General features: G+C 56.6%; 13 protein-coding genes and 1 pseudogene. 5 read left to right on the top strand and 9 right to left on the bottom strand.

Annotation, left to right across the window (positions count from 1 at the left end; all coding sequences use genetic code 11):
- Positions 1-133: 133 nt before the first annotated feature.
- Positions 134-7237, bottom strand: a complete 7104-nt coding sequence (locus ABIE49_RS28720; RefSeq protein WP_354067025.1) for an Ig-like domain-containing protein — start codon at positions 7235-7237, stop codon at positions 134-136.
- A 510-nt stretch (positions 7238-7747) separates the two neighbouring features.
- On the opposite strand from ABIE49_RS28720, the gene ABIE49_RS28715 reads away from it, so the two are divergent.
- Positions 7748-8167 carry a hypothetical protein gene (locus ABIE49_RS28715; RefSeq protein WP_192740007.1) on the top strand — a complete coding sequence of 140 codons (420 nt, stop codon included), beginning with the start codon at positions 7748-7750 and terminating at the stop codon, positions 8165-8167.
- Between the two features lie 50 nt (positions 8168-8217).
- Entirely contained in the window at positions 8218-8580 is a 363-nt protein-coding gene (locus ABIE49_RS28710; protein WP_192740006.1) for an FAD-binding oxidoreductase, read from the top strand.
- A 3-nt stretch (positions 8581-8583) separates the two neighbouring features.
- On the opposite strand, the gene ABIE49_RS28705 is transcribed toward ABIE49_RS28710, so the two are convergent.
- Positions 8584-8850 (bottom strand): hypothetical protein, encoded by a 267-nt coding sequence (locus ABIE49_RS28705; RefSeq protein ID WP_354067755.1) that lies wholly within the window; start codon positions 8848-8850, stop codon positions 8584-8586.
- Between ABIE49_RS28705 and ABIE49_RS28700 the strand changes: the two are divergent.
- Positions 8834-9230: pseudogene (locus ABIE49_RS28700) on the top strand (pyridoxamine 5'-phosphate oxidase family protein). The gene ABIE49_RS28705 and the pseudogene ABIE49_RS28700 overlap by 17 nt on opposite strands.
- 196 nt (positions 9231-9426) lie before the next feature.
- Here the strand turns inward: ABIE49_RS28700 and ABIE49_RS28690 are convergent.
- Positions 9427-10254 (bottom strand): transglutaminase-like domain-containing protein, encoded by an 828-nt coding sequence (locus ABIE49_RS28690; RefSeq protein ID WP_192740005.1) that lies wholly within the window; start codon positions 10252-10254, stop codon positions 9427-9429.
- Positions 10255-10536: 282 nt separating this feature from the next.
- Here ABIE49_RS28690 and ABIE49_RS28685 point away from each other — a divergent pair, with 282 nt between their 5' ends.
- Positions 10537-10704, top strand: a complete 168-nt coding sequence (locus ABIE49_RS28685) for a CsbD family protein (RefSeq protein ID WP_210337529.1) — start codon at positions 10537-10539, stop codon at positions 10702-10704.
- Positions 10705-10792: 88 nt separating this feature from the next.
- Here ABIE49_RS28685 and ABIE49_RS28680 read toward each other — a convergent pair whose 3' ends face one another.
- The 6 genes from ABIE49_RS28680 to ABIE49_RS28655 all read right to left on the bottom strand — a co-directional run bounded on the left by ABIE49_RS28680 (position 10793) and on the right by ABIE49_RS28655 (position 16066).
- On the bottom strand, positions 10793-10990 hold the full coding sequence (locus tag ABIE49_RS28680; protein ID WP_192740004.1) for a hypothetical protein: 198 nt from the start codon (positions 10988-10990) through the stop codon (positions 10793-10795).
- Positions 10991-11199: 209 nt separating this feature from the next.
- Positions 11200-11700, bottom strand: coding sequence for an NUDIX hydrolase (locus ABIE49_RS28675; protein ID WP_192740003.1), 501 nt, complete (start codon positions 11698-11700; stop codon positions 11200-11202).
- A 1123-nt stretch (positions 11701-12823) separates the two neighbouring features.
- A complete protein-coding gene (locus tag ABIE49_RS28670; RefSeq protein WP_192740002.1) occupies positions 12824-13327 on the bottom strand; it encodes a YciE/YciF ferroxidase family protein in 504 nt (167 codons plus the stop codon).
- Between the two features lie 506 nt (positions 13328-13833).
- The gene (locus ABIE49_RS28665; protein WP_192740001.1) at positions 13834-14064 is read right to left on the bottom strand and encodes a hypothetical protein; all 231 of its coding nucleotides are present in this window, start codon (positions 14062-14064) and stop codon (positions 13834-13836) included.
- Between the two features lie 386 nt (positions 14065-14450).
- Positions 14451-15812 carry an IS1182 family transposase gene (locus ABIE49_RS28660; RefSeq protein ID WP_192740000.1) on the bottom strand — a complete coding sequence of 454 codons (1362 nt, stop codon included), beginning with the start codon at positions 15810-15812 and terminating at the stop codon, positions 14451-14453.
- Between the two features lie 131 nt (positions 15813-15943).
- On the bottom strand, positions 15944-16066 hold the full coding sequence (locus ABIE49_RS28655; RefSeq protein WP_354067642.1) for an ABC transporter substrate binding protein: 123 nt from the start codon (positions 16064-16066) through the stop codon (positions 15944-15946).
- Between the two features lie 158 nt (positions 16067-16224).
- On the opposite strand from ABIE49_RS28655, the gene ABIE49_RS28650 reads away from it, so the two are divergent.
- Positions 16225-16518 (top strand): hypothetical protein, encoded by a 294-nt coding sequence (locus tag ABIE49_RS28650; protein WP_192739999.1) that lies wholly within the window; start codon positions 16225-16227, stop codon positions 16516-16518.
- Positions 16519-16615: the final 97 nt, after the last annotated feature.

Genomic DNA, 16615 nt, shown 5'->3' with positions numbered 1-16615 from the left:
TCCACTGCCCGAGACGGCGGCTGGAACAAATCGAGGATGAATCGACGGATCGCGGTCTTCCCGCAATCAGAACAATTCAGCTTCGAAAACCGGAAGCGCGGTATTTCGTCTGATCGAATCAAACGCTCCCAACTCAAATCATTATATGTAAGTGATCTTGAGCAGCAATCAATTGCGCTTTGTTTACTCCTAGCAGAGTGATCGTATTTTGATCGCCATCCGAAATGTAGGCATTTCCTAAGCCGTCGTCGTGAGTGGCATCAAGGACTGCCTCGACGTCGTCAAATAATGCTTGGAAAACAATATTATCGACGTCCAGATTAAGATCCGTAATCGTTTGATGCTGCGAATTAGTGTTGAATACGAACGTGTCGCCTCCTCCCCCGCCGGTCAAGGATGCTCCGGCAAAGCCTACAAGCGTGTTATCGCCAGCATTTCCATGAACGCTGATCGCATCTTTTATGACATCAACCGAGCCCTGCAGGAAGACAGCGTTGCGCTGATCTTCTGTGAAAATAAAGCCCTGGCCAATTACGGTATCTTGTCCACTGCCTCCCACAATATGAGCAGCCGTACCCGGGTCGGTAACAGTGAATGTGGTGCCGGCAAGGTTTTGAGAAGTGACTTTCGAAGACACGGTGATGTTAGAGAGATCGAACGTTGCCGCATCCGTTGTCAACACGCCATCGCCATCGATATTGGCAATGCCCGCGAGTGAAGCACTAGCAACTTTTAGCGATGCACCGCTGGAGATATTGTAATTTTCGATATTCGCGAATGTGGTGCTATGGGATGTCGTCAAGTCGTAATTGAAATTGCCACTGAAGGACACAGTATCGAAACCGAACCCCTCCGGACTGCTTCCTCCATCGAGGCTGGATGCTGTCTGAAGCTGCGATGGATCGGTAAGAGTAAAGTGATCATTGCCGTAGGCACTGCCATGTAGAGCATACGTCCCGGACGAAAAATTATAGTAATTCTCCAGCCAGCTGTAAGGGTCAGTAGACGTTGAGGCGTAGACCGTGGCTGTCCCGCTGGAAAGATTGTAATAGCTGAATCCATTTCCGAAATCGTGAATCGTGGCATCGCCAGTCGAGAAAACAAAAGTTGCGGAATATATACTAGCAGCAGCGTTCACGGTCGTATCAGCATTTGTGCCGAGATATACGTTGGCTTGATAGACAAACTCGCCCAGGCTGCCGATCGTAACCGAGATGTCTTCCCCATCCCGCAGATAAATCTGTGAGGAGGAATTCCCTAAATTTTTAAAATTGACCTGCTCGAACCCGTTGAGTTGCGAAACCGTATCGAGATGGTAGGTCCCAGCACCATACAGCGTGAGCACGTCAAATCCAGCTCCGCCATCTATCTGATCCGACGAGTTCAGAGTCGAAGACGTGCCTATAACAGCGTCATTCCCAGAAGACCCAACAAAAGCATCGGTAGCAGCGGTCAACTTGTTCGGACTAATATAGGTACCGCTGCTATCGACTAACGTTTCAACCGAGCCCTGCAGGAAGACAGCGTTGCGCTGATCTTCTGTGAAAATAAAGCCCTGGCCAATTACGGTATCTTGTCCACTGCCTCCCACAATATGAGCAGCCGTACCCGGGTCGGTAACAGTGAATGTGGTGCCGGCAAGGTTTTGAGAAGTGACTTTCGAAGACACGGTGATGTTAGAGAGATCGAACGTTGCCGCATCCGTTGTCAACACGCCATCGCCATCGATATTGGCAATGCCCGCGAGTGAAGCACTAGCAACTTTTAGCGATGCACCGCTGGAGATATTGTAATTTTCGATATTCGCGAATGTGGTGCTATGGGATGTCGTCAAGTCGTAATTGAAATTGCCACTGAAGGACACAGTATCGAAACCGAACCCCTCCGGACTGCTTCCTCCATCGAGGCTGGATGCTGTCTGAAGCTGCGATGGATCGGTAAGAGTAAAGTGATCATTGCCGTAGGCACTGCCATGTAGAGCATACGTCCCGGACGAAAAATTATAGTAATTCTCCAGCCAGCTGTAAGGGTCAGTAGACGTTGAGGCGTAGACCGTGGCTGTCCCGCTGGAAAGATTGTAATAGCTGAATCCATTTCCGAAATCGTGAATCGTGGCATCGCCAGTCGAGAAAACAAAAGTTGCGGAATATATACTAGCAGCAGCGTTCACGGTCGTATCAGCATTTGTGCCGAGATATACGTTGGCTTGATAGACAAACTCGCCCAGGCTGCCGATCGTAACCGAGATGTCTTCCCCATCCCGCAGATAAATCTGTGAGGAGGAATTCCCTAAATTTTTAAAATTGACCTGCTCGAACCCGTTGAGTTGCGAAACCGTATCGAGATGGTAGGTCCCAGCACCATACAGCGTGAGCACGTCAAATCCAGCTCCGCCATCTATCTGATCCGACGAGTTCAGAGTCGAAGACGTGCCTATAACAGCGTCATTCCCAGAAGACCCAACAAAAGCATCGGTAGCAGCGGTCAACTTGTTCGGACTAATATAGGTACCGCTGCTATCGACTAACGTTTCAACCGAGCCCTGCAGGAAGACAGCGTTGCGCTGATCTTCTGTGAAAATAAAGCCCTGGCCAATTACGGTATCTTGTCCACTGCCTCCCACAATATGAGCAGCCGTACCCGGGTCGGTAACAGTGAATGTGGTGCCGGCAAGGTTTTGAGAAGTGACTTTCGAAGACACGGTGATGTTAGAGAGATCGAACGTTGCCGCATCCGTTGTCAACACGCCATCGCCATCGATATTGGCAATGCCCGCGAGTGAAGCACTAGCAACTTTTAGCGATGCACCGCTGGAGATATTGTAATTTTCGATATTCGCGAATGTGGTGCTATGGGATGTCGTCAAGTCGTAATTGAAATTGCCACTGAAGGACACAGTATCGAAACCGAACCCCTCCGGACTGCTTCCTCCATCAATGCTGGATGCTGTCTGAAGCTGCGATGGATCGGTAAGAGTAAAGTGATCATTGCCGTAGGCACTGCCATGTAGAGCATACGTCCCGGACGAAAAATTATAGTAATTCTCCAGCCAGCTGTAAGGGTCAGTAGACGTTGAGGCGTAGACCGTGGCTGTCCCGCTGGAAAGATTGTAATAGCTGAATCCATTTCCGAAATCGTGAATCGTGGCATCGCCAGTCGAGAAAACAAAAGTTGCGGAATATATACTAGCAGCAGCGTTCACGGTCGTATCAGCATTTGTGCCGAGATATACGTTGGCTTGATAGGCAAACTCGCCCAGGCTGCCGATCGTAACCGAGATGTCTTCCCCATCCCGCAGATAAATCTGTGAGGAGGAATTCCCTAAATTTTTAAAATTGACCTGCTCGAACCCGTTGAGTTGCGAAACCGTATCGAGATGGTAGGTCCCAGCACCATACAGCGTGAGCACGTCAAATCCAGCTCCGCCATCTATCTGATCCGACGAGTTCAGAGTCGAAGCCGTGCCTATAACCTTTGTGTTCAGCTCAGACGGAAATTGAAGGTCAACCCCTGTGGTCAGAAACACATTTTCGTTATACTGGCTCACTACAACATTCGTCGATTGACTTGATATTGCCTCGTGGGTTCCTTTGCCATCAACATAGCTCGCTACCACTGAAATGGTGTGCCCGACATCAACGTCGAGGACTTCGTAGTCAACTCCTACAGCTCCGACGATGTTCGAACCATCACGCAGCCACTGGTAGCTGACCGCCCCCAATCCATCGGCATCGGCTAGCGTATTCGCGGCCGTCAGCGTTTGATCTTCGGTCGGCGTCCCCGAGATCGTCACCGATCCCGTCGGGGCATCATTGACGTTGGAGACCGCCGTTGTCGCTGCGCTGTTCACGGCCTCTGACGCGCCTCTCGCGTCCGTGTAGGTTGCCCGAACGCTGATCTGCGATCCGACGTCGGCATCGCCCAGCACATAAGTCGCGCCGGTCGCACCCGTATCAACGCCGCCGCGCAGCCAGTGATAGGTAATCGGGCCAAAACCGTCCGCATCAGCTAGCGTATTCGCGGCCGTCAGCGTTTGATCTTCGGTCGGTGTTCCCGAGATCGTCACCGAGCCGGATGGGGCGTCGTTGACGTTGGCAACCGTCGCTGTCGCGGTGCTGGTGACAGCTTCCGCCGCGCCTCTCGCGTCGGTGTAGGTCGCCCGGACGCTGATCTGGGCGCCCACGTCGGCATCGCCCAGCACGTAGGTCGAACCGGTCGCGCCGGTATCCACGCCGCCGCGCAGCCAGTGATAGGTGATCGAACCAATTCCGTCGGCATCCGCCAGCGTGTTCGACGCCGTCAGGACCTGGTCCTCGGTCGGCGTGCCCGAGATTGTTACCGTCCCGGGAGTAAACTCGCCACTCGTGATAATGAGGTTATTATCGTAAAACGTTTCAGCACTAACTCCTACGCTCCAGATCCTCGGGGAGGAATACTGATCGGGACCCTCGGCCGCGTCGATAAACACCTCATCACCGTTAGACCATGGATAGACGGTGAGGTAGTGGCCGTCGGATACAACAGTCCCCGTCGAGAAACCGTTGTTGTACGGACTTCTCTCGCCCTGCGGCTCGTCAAAGTTTTCCAGGACGATGTAGTCCATCGTCGGATCGAAACCGAAGATTTGCGCGCCGTCTGGTTGGGCCGAGTCTAGGTGATTAACGTCAAACACAAAGTAGTCCGCGCCTTCGGTAGCCTGATACTGCTGTGTAAACCATCCGTTGATCTCAATGATGTTGCCTTCGAAGGGTCCGGAGAGCGTCACTGCGCCGGTCGGCGCATCATTGACGTTGGCAACCGCCGTCGTCGCCGCGCTGGTCACGGCCTCCGCCGCGCCGCGTGCGTCGGTATAGGTTGCCCGAACGCTGATCTGGGCTCCCACGTCGGCATCGCCCAGCACGTAGGTCGTACCGGTCGCGCCCGTGTCAACGCCGCCACGCAGCCAGTGATAGGTGATGGCACCAATACCGTCGGCATCTGCCAGCGTGCTCGACGCCGTCGGCGTCGCATCTTCCGTCGGCATCCCCGAGATCGTTACCGAACCGGTCGGTAAGTCATTGACGTTGGCAACCGTTGCCGTTTCCGCACTGGTCACGACCTCGGCCGTGCCACGCAGGTCGGTATAGTTCGCCCAGACGCTGATCTGAGCGCCGACGTCGGCATTGCCCAGCAAGTAGCTCGTGCCGGTCACGCCCGTGTCAACTCCGCCGCGCAGCCAGTGATAGGTGATAGCACCAACGCCGTCGGCATCTGCCAGCGTGTTCGAGGCCGTCAGCGTCTGATCTTCCGTCGCCGTCCCCGAGATCGTCACCGAGCCCGATGGAGCGTCGTTGATATTGGCAACCGCCGCCGTCGCCGCACTGGTCACGGCCTCCGCCGCGCCCTGACCGTCCGTGAAGCTCGCCACAACACTGATCTGGGCACCGACATCCGCGTCGCCCAGCAGGTAGGTCGAACCGGTGGCGCCCGTATCCACCCCGTCCCGCTGCCAATGGTAGGTAATAGCCCCCAGCCCGTCGGCATCGTTCAGCGTGTTCGACGCCGTCAGCGTCTGATCTTCCGTCGCCGTCCCCGAGATCGTCACCGAGCCCGTCGGCGCATCGTTGCCGTTGCCAACCGCCGCCGTCGCCGCACTGGTGACAGCTTCCGCCGTGCCGCGCGCGTCTGTGTAATTTGCCCGGACGCTGATCTGGGCGCCCACGTCGGCATCGCCCAGCACGTAGGTCGAACCGGTCGCGCCGGTATCCACGCCGCCGCGCAGCCAGTGATAGGTGATCGAACCAATTCCGTCGGCGTCCGCCAACGTGTTCGACGCCGTCAGCGTCTGGTCTTCGGTCGGCGTCCCCGAGATCGTCACCGATCCCGTCGGGGCATCATTGACGTTGGAGACCGCCGTTGTCGCTGCGCTGTTCACGGCCTCTGACGCGCCTCTCGCGTCGGTGTAGGTCGCCCGGACGCTGATCTGGGCGCCCACGTCGGCATCGCCCAGCACGTAGGTCGAACCGGTCGCGCCGGTATCCACGCCGCCGCGCAGCCAGTGATAGGTGATCGAACCGATTCCGTCGGCGTCCGCCAACGTGTTCGACGCCGTCAGCGTCTGGTCTTCGGTCGGCGTCCCCGAGATCGTCACCGACCCCGTCGGGGCATCATTGACGTTGGAGACCGCCGTTGTCGCTGCGCTGTTCACGGCCTCTGACGCGCCTCTCGCGTCGGTGTAGGTCGCCCGGACGCTGATCTGGGCGCCCACGTCGGCATCGCCCAGCACGTAGGTCGAACCGGTCGCGCCGGTATCCACGCCGCCGCGCAGCCAGTGATAGGTGATCGAACCAATTCCGTCGGCATCCGCCAACGTGTTCGACGCCGTCAGCGTCTGGTCTTCGGTCGGCGTCCCCGAGACCGTCACTGAGCCCGTCGGTGCGTGATTGGGTGCCAGTATATTGATGGTCGCAGTCGTCACGCTCGCATCTGCGCCACCGTTTGCTTTCCCATCTCCGTCCACGACGGTGAATTGCACTGTGCGCGTAAACGACGTCGGATTTGCCGAAGAATTCGAGTAAGCAACATGGTCTAACAATGTTGAAACGGCGCTAGGCGTCGCGCTGTTGCTAAAATTGATCGTCAAGTCAGACCCATTGCTTCCAGTCTGACCTGCAAGGATCGTTCCGACCTTAACACCGCCTACGAAGATATTTCCGTTGCTCACGCTTACGGTAGCATCCGTTGCGATACTAAGCTTGTCTGTCGATGCCGCTTGCGCGACGGCAATTTTCAGTGAGCCTCCACCGAAGTTTGTGGAATCCACGTCGGTCACGATAGCCGCAGGGGCAATCAGCGTTGCGGGACCATTGACCGAATAATTGGCGATCGCCGAGCTTCCAGCAGCTGAACCGTTGAGGTCAAGGATGGGAGCATCGTTGACTGACGACACGGTCAGACTCGCGACCGCCGGAACTGAAACGCCCCCTTGATTATCCTTCACGGTGTAAGAGAAATTTGCGGTACCGCTAGAATTAGCGCTCGGCAAAAAGTAAAAGGTACTAGTGCCATAAGCTACGTTTAGACTAGCGACTTGAGTGAGCGAGGCATCTAAATAAAGTACGCCGTTCGATGGCAGGGATGTCAGGGAATAGCTCGATATCGAACCGTCTGCATCGCTTCCGCTGAGGGCAACGGTAATGCGCTGATCCTCGAAGCCAAAAACGGAAACTTTGTTTGCTTTGGGAAGTTTATTTGGCATAACCGCCCCCGTGTGGGCCGCCAACTCTGATCCCACTTCGGATTGAATGGGCAGCAAAAAAAAACAAAATATGGATCAATTTTTCATATGCGTCGGGTCGGGAAAAATAAGCAAGGTAAAAGTGCACACAATGACCCCCCGTACATTTACGGGATCACGTGTGTCACTTCTTCCCGATTCAAAAATCGTCACGGCCTGGCGTTCTCGCAACGAACACGTTTCAAAGCTGCGATGGCGGAGAACATCCCCTTGCTTCCGCATCGCCCAACCTGCCCGCTGACGCTTATTTTCAAGGATGACCGGGATAAATGCCTTGCAGAAATCGGACTCGTATGGACGAGTCGGCGCGCTCCGCACGTCGTGTTGCCGTAACTAACGCCCAGTCAACTGCCACTTGTTCCCGATCAGGTTAGCCAGATTGAGTACCTCTTGCTGGCCGCAGCTTTCAGTTGAAGTTCCGCGCAATCGCGGTAATCCACACAAGCAGGTCTGGGGGGAACGGAGGTTCCTATGACCAGCTCGGATGGCCCCGTGCGTCTCTATCGATTGATCGTAGCTCGCATGGCGGGATGGAGTGCGGTTGCTTTTCTCGGAATCAGCACAGCGTATCCGCATGACGCGATGCGGCCAGAACTCAACACGTGGTTCAAAAGTCTCAAGAACAAGGCAGGCGAAGCGTGTTGTGACACCGGAGATGGCCACCACGCGGAGGCCGAGTGGGACATGGCGAAAGGTGGCTATAGGGTCCTGCTGAAGCATCCCCATCGGCCAACCGAACCCGGGCAATGGTTCGACGTGCCATACTCCGTCGTGATCGACCAGCCGAACCTCAGCGGCATCGCGATGGTTTGGTGGGCGCCGTCCTACGACAGCCGCGATGGGAGTATGACGCCTATGTGGCGCTGCTTCATTCCGGGACCAGGGGGTTGAATCCCTTTTCCCTGACGCTCGGTGTGCGTAACTGTGATCGGAGAGGCCCCATGATGGTCAAAGAAGCAGAACTGGCAGAGCTTCGAAAGGCGATCCGGGGCTCCGTGCTCACGCCCGGCGACATCGGTTACGCCGCCGCACGGCAGATCTTCAACGCGATGATTGACTGTAGGCCAGCGCTGATCGCGCGATGCGCGACGGCCGCCGATATCCGCGCTTGCGTCGGATTTGCGCAAGCGCACGGGCTTGTTGTTTCGGTGTGCAGCGGGGGCCACAACGTCTCTGGCAAGGCGGTCATCGATGGCGGGCTGATGATCGACCTCTCGCTGATGAAGGGATGCCGCATCGACCCGGTGCGCCGCACGGCCCGTGCCGAGCCGGGGCATCGGCGCTGGTCGATAGCGTGGAGTTGACGCTCAGCTCGTCTGGGCAGCTGCGTGCGAAGTCGTCGTAAAAGGCGAGTACGGTCTTGTAAACGGAAACACGACGCTACCGCCCAGCACCGGCCCCACTTCATGCAGGCGGTACTCGAACGACGTGACGATGTCGACGTGGGTGCTCAAGAGGGCTGGCAGGCCCATCGTGGTGGCCAAGCCGAAAACTTGGCAGTTATGGTCGAATTCCGCGAGCGTCAGCCACAAGACAATCGGAGAGATCTCAAAACGAATGGCGGGGATCGACATTGCGATCCTATCTACACATACCGAGGGCGGTCAGATTGCCAACCGGCCGATGAGCAACGACGGCGATGTAGAATATGACGGCACGTCGTACTATTTCACCTACGAGCAAGCGCGAACCGTCGCCGACATAGAAGCCAAACCCAAAGTTGCGCTCGGATTTACCGGTGAAGGCGGGATCTTTTCCGGTGCGATTTATGTGGCAGTCGAAGGCACGACGGAACTCATCCGCGACAAGGCTGTATTCAAAGCACCACTGGACAAGCGACCTAGATCGCTGGTTCGACAAGGGCGTCGACACACCTAACATCGTGCTCATTAAGGTAAAGGCGAATCGAATCGCCTATTGGGACGGCGAATTGGAAGGCGAAGTTCGGGTGTAGGCGATCGACGTCGCTACCCCCGTAGTCGCGGCTTCGTTGATGAATGCGGCAAGCGGGTTGCCGGTTTACGGACCATGTCTGTTCAGAGACTGAGAGCTTTCCGCCGGCGCAAAGCCCAACGACTAGAACGGAAACGGATCGCGTGGTTCCGGCAGTCCACACTAATTAACAGTGATCGTCTTTCGGGAGACGTAGTTCAAGCCGCTTGGCTGAGGCCCCCTTTCACTTCCTCCGTCACAACATTAAACCGGGCAAGCGCTGCACTGCCAAACTGGGTCGAGATCGCAACGTCTGCGGCGTCGCGTCCGCGTGCTATGACGATCCGCCCGATACGGGGGACGTTGTGCCTGGCATCGAAGGTGAACCATCTCCCGCCGAGAAACACCTCGAACCAGGCGCTGAAATCCATCGGCGCGGGATCTTTGGGCACGCCGATGTCGCCCAAATAGCCGGTGCAGTAACGCGCCGGAATGTTAATGCACCGACACAGCGCGACAGCCAGATGAGCGAAGTCACGACAGACCCCAACCCGCTCTTCGTGACCCTCTGACGCCGTGCGGTCGGAGCGCGCGTGGTGGTAGCCAAACTGAATGCGTTGATGGACGTAGTCGCAGATCGCCTGCACGCGTTGCCAACCGCCCGCGATCGGCCCAAACAGCGACCAAGCTAGATTAGTGAGGCGTTGGGTGTCGCAATAGCGGCTTCCATAGAGGAATGGCAGGACCTCGTCGGGCAGGTTATTGACGTCCCATTGCTGGGCTGCCGGAGCCGACTCATCGGGCTGGCCACTGTCCTCAATCAGGAAGTCGTTCCGGATTTCGATCCGGCCGGCGGGCGCAACAAATCTGCTCCAAGTATTGCCAAAGGGATCGAGGCCGTCGCGGGTGACAACGCGTGGCGACACTTCAATCTTGTGCTCGCTGCGGAGATCTTGCTGGCGTGACGGATGCACGGACAGAAGCACCACCATTGGCACCTCTTGATAAGAATCAAATGCGATGTCGTATCCTGCACGGATGATCAACGGTGACTCCTGAAATGTAGTATTTCTGATGGCCTCAAATAATCCTGCGCACGTGGGTTGGTTCCGGTCCGAGCTTGCGCAAAAATCAGCCAAAAAGGCGCGGACGCTGCCTTGTGTTCACTTTTGTGCTCTGGCGTGCGAGCCACGCTACGTCCGTACCGAAAGCTCCAGGCGTGTAACCGCTGCAATCCGCGTGCTGGTCACCAAATCGTCAAGCAACTCGGGCGCTCTCCCTTCGTTACATCCGCTCACAAAGGAGAGTAATCATGGATAAAGACCGCATTGAAAGGTGCGGCTAAGCAGGCAAAGGGCGCGATCAAGGAAACTGTTGGTAAGGTGACGGGCGACAGTAAGACCGAAGCCGAAGGAACTGCAGACAAGGCCGAGGGCAAGGTGCAGAATACCGTCGGCGGCATCAAGGATAAGGCTCGTGAAGTGCTCAACAAGTAACGTATCGACCTTGGGTCGTTGGAAGCCGGACGTGCGGGTTAATCCCGTACGCCGGCTTTTTTTGCAACGTTAAGCCCCGCTGCCACTTTCAAAACCTCTTCTTCGTGCTCTTGTCGAAATTGTCGAATTTCCAAGTCCAGTACGGCCGGTCTGGATAACGCTTCTTCCTCGGCAACTTTACGATCGGTAGGCGCTGCTGGCTACCGTCGGCAAAGGTCTTGACGATGAAGCGCTCCTCACCCTCTTGAACGATCTCGATACTGAGGGGAGTTTTCGCCATGCCCATCAAGTGCCGCGATCGTACGATGGTTCCCACGAGTCGCGGACAGCCTGCCGGATATTGACCGGACGCTGTGCTCGACGCGTACAGAAGCGGGCGTGCTCAGTCCCTTTCCGCATCTACGAGCCGCGCGCAATAGTCGGCGACGCGGCAGAGACTGATGATTTTTGACAATACGGCGCCGGGCTCGCGGTGATGGAAAACACGCTCTCTCGCTAATGATCAGCTCTCGTCAATCTGACCACCGCCTCCAACAGACGATCGATAAAGAGGACCTGACCTTTCAGAATCTTTAGGCGCGCCTCGTACACGTTGAACCAAGCTGCCCGATCGAGCTCGGGAAATGGCTGGCGCCGCCCGGATCGCGGTGGCCATTCCACTTCGAACGTATTGCTTCGAAGACCAGCAGGATCCCAGTCACCTTGAATAGCCCAAGCGTGAACCACCTTCCCGCCCGCTTGCTTCACCGCGCCGAGCGGGATGAAATCTCCCGTAGGATGGTGCCCGGTCTCCTCGGCAAACTCACGCCGCGCGGCCGCAAGTGGCTCCTCGCCGGGAGAGATCAGCCCTTTCGGTATGCTCCACGCACCAGCATCCTTACGGCTCCAGAACGGGCCCCCCGGGTGGCCGAGCAGGAACTGGATGTCACCATCACGGTTTTTGAACAGGAGAAGACCCGCACTCTCAGCCTTAGTAGTTGAAGCTTTCGCCGGCAACGATACCTCCCCACAACCGTTACTCGTTGCGCAGGTTTATCGAAGTTGCACAGAAGACCAAACGGATTACGAAAATTGTGGTTGAAAGCGAAAGAACATCCAAACGAAATACAGCGGAGCGAAATCCAAAACGGTTCGCACGGCTCTTTGGCAGCGCGCCAGCCATACAATCCTCACAATTGGGTGTCTTCCGCCCTTTAACCGCCTGAATCCATACTGAGGCTACCCGCTGATACCTGTCTGGGGCAGAAGATGATTAGGACGGTCTGGCTTGCGATCGTATGTCTAGCGCTGCTCAGCGCCTTGGCTGTCGGCCAGGTGCTCAGAACGCCTGCCGGCATCCCAGCCGCAGAGATGTCAGCAGACGGGTCGACCGTCGGCATTGCTGACGCTGACCACGCGCTCAGCAAGGCCGATCGACTTGAGATTAACTACGTGCGTCAGGAAACCCCGCCCCAAGCTGTCTTGCAGCCAATCGAGCCAACCGCACCTGTCGTAATTCCGCCTAGCCCGCCGGTGGAAACCAAGATCATAAGCCGACACTGGCGCGATCCTCATGCCTCTTCACCTTCGCTCCAAGATTCGCGGCGGAGCGAATTCAGGAAGACGAGAAAGAACGTCGACCGAAAACGAAATCAAGCTATCGATCGATCCAAACCGCCTGATCCGGTCAAGCCTTGCAGCCGGCCTGGTCCTTTTGGGGATCTGTTAAGGGCTGTGAATTTGGCGCCCGCTTGCGCATCGTAGGTTTCAATCTGTTGCATTCACTGCCATTAGCCAATCGGATTTTATTGTGGTCGATGCGCGCGTTGGCGACCAGGTAAAGCTGACGATCGACCGGGCCGGCGTCGTCCACACCGCGACCGTCGCCGTGGGTCCCGCAACCGAACCATCATCAACGTCTGCGACAAGGAAACGGCCCTTGTTAAGTCCGTAAAGCGAGCGCAGCTAGTGAACGGCTAGCCCGGCTTCCTTCCCACTGGAACGTCCCGCGAACGCTAGCGCTATTAGACCAGAAAGAAGCAACGACGGGTCATAGGATGACTCACCGGGATGGTCTCATGCGAGAGAGAGGCTGCCGACTGGAATCTGACAGCCCTTGACTCCCGCGCCTCATTAAAAATTACGCTGCCTTGCGGTTCACACTCTTGAGTGCCATCGCGTTCAGCTTGCTGTCAGTCGCCTTTTCCTCATCGAGATTTTGCTGCAGAAGTGACGCGCAGTCACTGCGGCCAAGCATATTCGCCCATGCGATCAACGTTCCGTAACGCGTGATTTCGTAGTGCTCGACTGCCTGGGCTGCAGCAATCAGGGCCGCGTCGAGCACGCTCTTGTCGTCAACGTCGCCGGCAACTTCGCTGGCTTCGTCCAGGATGCCGTCGATGGCGGGGCAATCGACACCCGTGGCTTCGACACCGTGCATTTGGAATACTTTCTCGAGGCGGACAATCTGTTCCTCGGTCTCGGCAAGATGGGTCTCAAAGCCGTTCCTGAGGGTTTGATCAGTCGCCTTCTCGATCATGTCCGGAAGACTTTTCGCGATCTGCTGCTCTGCGTAATAGATATCGCGCAGAGTATGGACGAAGAGATCGTCGAGGGTTTTAATGTCTTTGGTAAAAAAGCTCATGGCTTCCTCCCTGAGGGTGTCATTAAGAAACAAACCAGTTGGGAGAACTAGTGTTCCTATCGACGTTACAAGGCGGCTAATTCTTGGACCCTGATGACGACTCCTCCGGAAAGCTCCTGATCTAGCCTCGGTAGAAAAATGGCCGATAGGCAGGCGTTTGGTACAACCCGGCGCCGGAGCCCTCACGAGCTTGCCCTGCGGCGAATGCAAGTGGGCACGCAGCATCGACCTCTGCCAGTTTCGACATGTTGCACTGCCCCGCATCCACGACCTCGCCAGCCCCTGCATGAAGTCTTTGACTGAACGTAGTCGAAAGTATGATCCGGGTTATTATGCTGTGCCCTATGTATCAGCGGCGACTGCGTTGAACCGCTCTCCGCATGGCTAAGGCCAAACCGGTTACACGCAGCAATCTCAAGGCGAAATCAAGGTCAGCGCTCTGGCATCATGTCTAATATTTTCTGCGAGATGAGACAAAGAGCAGGTGCGGACGCAGTGATTTCCACTTAGGTAAAGCGGACCTCAGCGAGAGCCTTTGCCCGATGCCAGGCTCGGGCCATCACCTTAGCAATTATAGGCCCGCTTGGCTTGCATGGAAATTCGCACGGAAACGCCACGCCGGGCATGCTGTATGGTTCACCATTTCTGTTTTTCTTTTGCGCTTTTTCCATCGGAGCCTCGCGCAAGCCTTCAGCGGCCCGTTGCCCCTCTTTTGATGATTTTCGTTCGTCATCCATTTGAAGCTCCTTCCCTAATAAAAGCTCTCCGAGAACACTTCGTTTTCTATCTCAGTTAAGCTGTAACAATTCCCAATCAGTTCGCTTGGACATTGTTCCACTTACGTTGAGGCTCGTGCACCTCCTGGCGTAAAGCTGATCTCATTCGAGGCGCGCGGTCCATGTCCGCTAAACAGCGGAAAAGCCGAACCTCGAAGATTACAAACAGCATGTCCGCTAAGGTTCAAATAGCGAAATCGGCCGACAACAAGACTATGCCCGCTTTGCCCTAGGATCGGAAATCCGCGCGGCTGGCGTCCGCTAAGGTCCGATTGTGTTGAAGAAGTCGGCGTCCCAAATGTTTGGGATGTTGCAAGGAATCAGGGCGCACGTGAGTTTGTTTGCTCTCAGGCCGGCATTGGGCCACGCAGCGGGATCAGCTTTGCCAGTTTTCGGAGGTTCTGGGCGGTGGCAGCCAGCAGGAACTCGTCCTGAGCACCAAATGGACCTCTCAGCCTGAGCCGATCGAGGCGCAGGATGCGCTTCAGATGCGCGAACAGCATTTTGATCTTCTTCCGCTCACGGCGCGACCTGACATAGGCATCGGTCTTCGCGATGTCGCGCGCAACGTCTCGGGCCTGTTCGTGGATTGAACGCGGGACCTTGCGGGCAGGCATTTTCGGACAACACCGCGGCTTCAGTTCGCAAGCATCGCAGTCATATTTGCTGGCGCGGTAGAGCAGTGTTGCCCCATCATTCACCAGAGTTCCGGTAGAGCTCAGTACCTTGCCGGCTGGACAGACGTAGAGATCGTGTTCCTGATCGTAGGCGAAGTCTTCGCGGGAGAACGTCCCATCGTCCCGGGCCGACTTGTCGAACACCGGAATGTGCGGCTCAATCGCGTGCTCGTTAACCAGCCACCCCAGCATCTCGGCTGAGCCGTAAGCACTGTCGGCGGCCAAGCGCTCGGGACAGAGCCCGAAGCGATCTTCGGTGCGCTCAATCATTGTGCGTGCCGCACCGACCTCGGCCTGCCGGATAGCTCGCGTCGCCTCGACATCGACGATGATCGCTGCCTTCAGGTCGATCAGGTAATTGTCGGCGTAGGCAAAGAAGGCATGCCCTTTGTGAGCGCCGGTCCATTGCGCGGCCGGATCCGATCTGGAGATGAACTTCGGTACCGTCTCGCTGGCTGCGCCCCAGGCAGCCTCATCCAGGGTATCGAGATATTCCCGGACGGATCGGCGCGTCTTGGCGACGGCCTCCCAGTCGATATCATCAGACCCGGCAGAAGAGCGCTGCTTGTTGGCATCGGCGGCAATCAGGCTGGCATCGACAGCAAAGGCCGTCCCATCAACCAGCCCTTCTGCCATGCAGCGTCGGACTACGGTCTCGAACAGCTTACGCAGCAGATCGCAATCGCGGAAGCGGCCATGCCTATTCTTGGAGAAAGTCGAGTGGTCCGGCACCTCGCCATCGAGGCCGAGCCGGCAGAACCAGCGGTAGGCGAGGTTCAGGTGCAGCTCCTCGCACAACCGCCGTTCGGAGCGAATGCCGTAGCAGTAGCCAACCAGCAACATCCGGACGAGCAGTTCGGGATCAATCGAAGGCCGGCCGGTCGAGCTATAAAATGGCGCCAGATGGCCGCGAACTTCTGACAAATCGACAAAGCGATCAATCGACCTCAGCAAGTGGCCGGCCGGAACGTGTCGCTCAAGTGAGAACCCATAAAACAGTGCCGCCTGATCGACCTGCCGAGGACCCATCATCGATTCAAGTCTCCACCCGCTAAGGGGAATGAATCAGCGATCTCCTTCGGCTTCAACAGTCGAGTTTTTCAACAAAATCGTCCACGAGCGGACTCATGCATCGCAGCAAACTGCCTCATTCGATCACCTCATCAGCACGAAGGAGTAACGGGGTTGATCACGAACTTGAATTCAGTCGGCTGCTCTACCGGCAAATCGGAGGGCTTGGTGCCTTTGAGGATCTTGTCGACGTAACCGCCTGCACGGTGGAACAGATCGTCTATATCGGGCCCGTAGACGATTAAACCCCAACCTCGCCATGGCGTTTCACCTAAGCGGTTGGATCAGATGTTTTGTCGGTGAGCCCGACCTGGCAATCAAACATCTTGAGCGGGCCGTTCGCCTCAGTCCCTTGGATCCACAGCGCCCGGGAATGCTGGCCGCAATAGCCGCCGCTCATTTTGCGGCCGGCCGCTTCGACGTCGCCGCTTCCCTTGCCAACAAGGCTATGCTCGAACAATCGGACAACTTCATTGCATCGCTCGTCGCGGCCGCGTCGAACGCCCTCGTCGGGAACCTGGGCGCGGCCAAGAGGGCGACGAAGCTAGTGCGTGCGAGTGACCCGAATTTTCGGATACAGAACGTTAAGTATCGCCTGCCGCATCGGCAGCCCGAGGTGCTGGCGCAATGGGAAGATGCGCTACGCACGGCGGGTATACCGGAATAACTAACGTAGACTTCGCTATACCGACAATAAACGGCGTCACGCGGACGAACGGCAGCTTTGCGCCAGTAGCGGCCAGTCGTGTCTGCCTTTCGCTCGG

Origin of the sequence: Bradyrhizobium sp. OAE829 (genome assembly GCF_040546575.1) — a bacterium.
GTDB lineage: Bacteria > Pseudomonadota > Alphaproteobacteria > Rhizobiales > Xanthobacteraceae > Bradyrhizobium.
Note: the sequence above shows the minus strand (reverse complement) of the source record. Positions and strands in the feature narration are given on the sequence as shown.

Coding starts and splice junctions, on each gene's coding strand:
- ABIE49_RS28720 (WP_354067025.1), bottom strand. CDS start 7,237: ATGCCAAATAAACTTCCCAAAGCAAACAAAGTTTCCGTTTTTGGCTTC.
- ABIE49_RS28715 (WP_192740007.1), top strand. CDS start 7,748: ATGACCAGCTCGGATGGCCCCGTGCGTCTCTATCGATTGATCGTAGCT.
- ABIE49_RS28710 (WP_192740006.1), top strand. CDS start 8,218: ATGATGGTCAAAGAAGCAGAACTGGCAGAGCTTCGAAAGGCGATCCGG.
- ABIE49_RS28705 (WP_354067755.1), bottom strand. CDS start 8,850: ATGTCGATCCCCGCCATTCGTTTTGAGATCTCTCCGATTGTCTTGTGG.
- ABIE49_RS28680 (WP_192740004.1), bottom strand. CDS start 10,990: ATGGGCATGGCGAAAACTCCCCTCAGTATCGAGATCGTTCAAGAGGGT.
- ABIE49_RS28670 (WP_192740002.1), bottom strand. CDS start 13,327: ATGAGCTTTTTTACCAAAGACATTAAAACCCTCGACGATCTCTTCGTC.
- ABIE49_RS28665 (WP_192740001.1), bottom strand. CDS start 14,064: ATGGATGACGAACGAAAATCATCAAAAGAGGGGCAACGGGCCGCTGAA.
- ABIE49_RS28660 (WP_192740000.1), bottom strand. CDS start 15,812: ATGATGGGTCCTCGGCAGGTCGATCAGGCGGCACTGTTTTATGGGTTC.
- ABIE49_RS28650 (WP_192739999.1), top strand. CDS start 16,225: ATGCTGGCCGCAATAGCCGCCGCTCATTTTGCGGCCGGCCGCTTCGAC.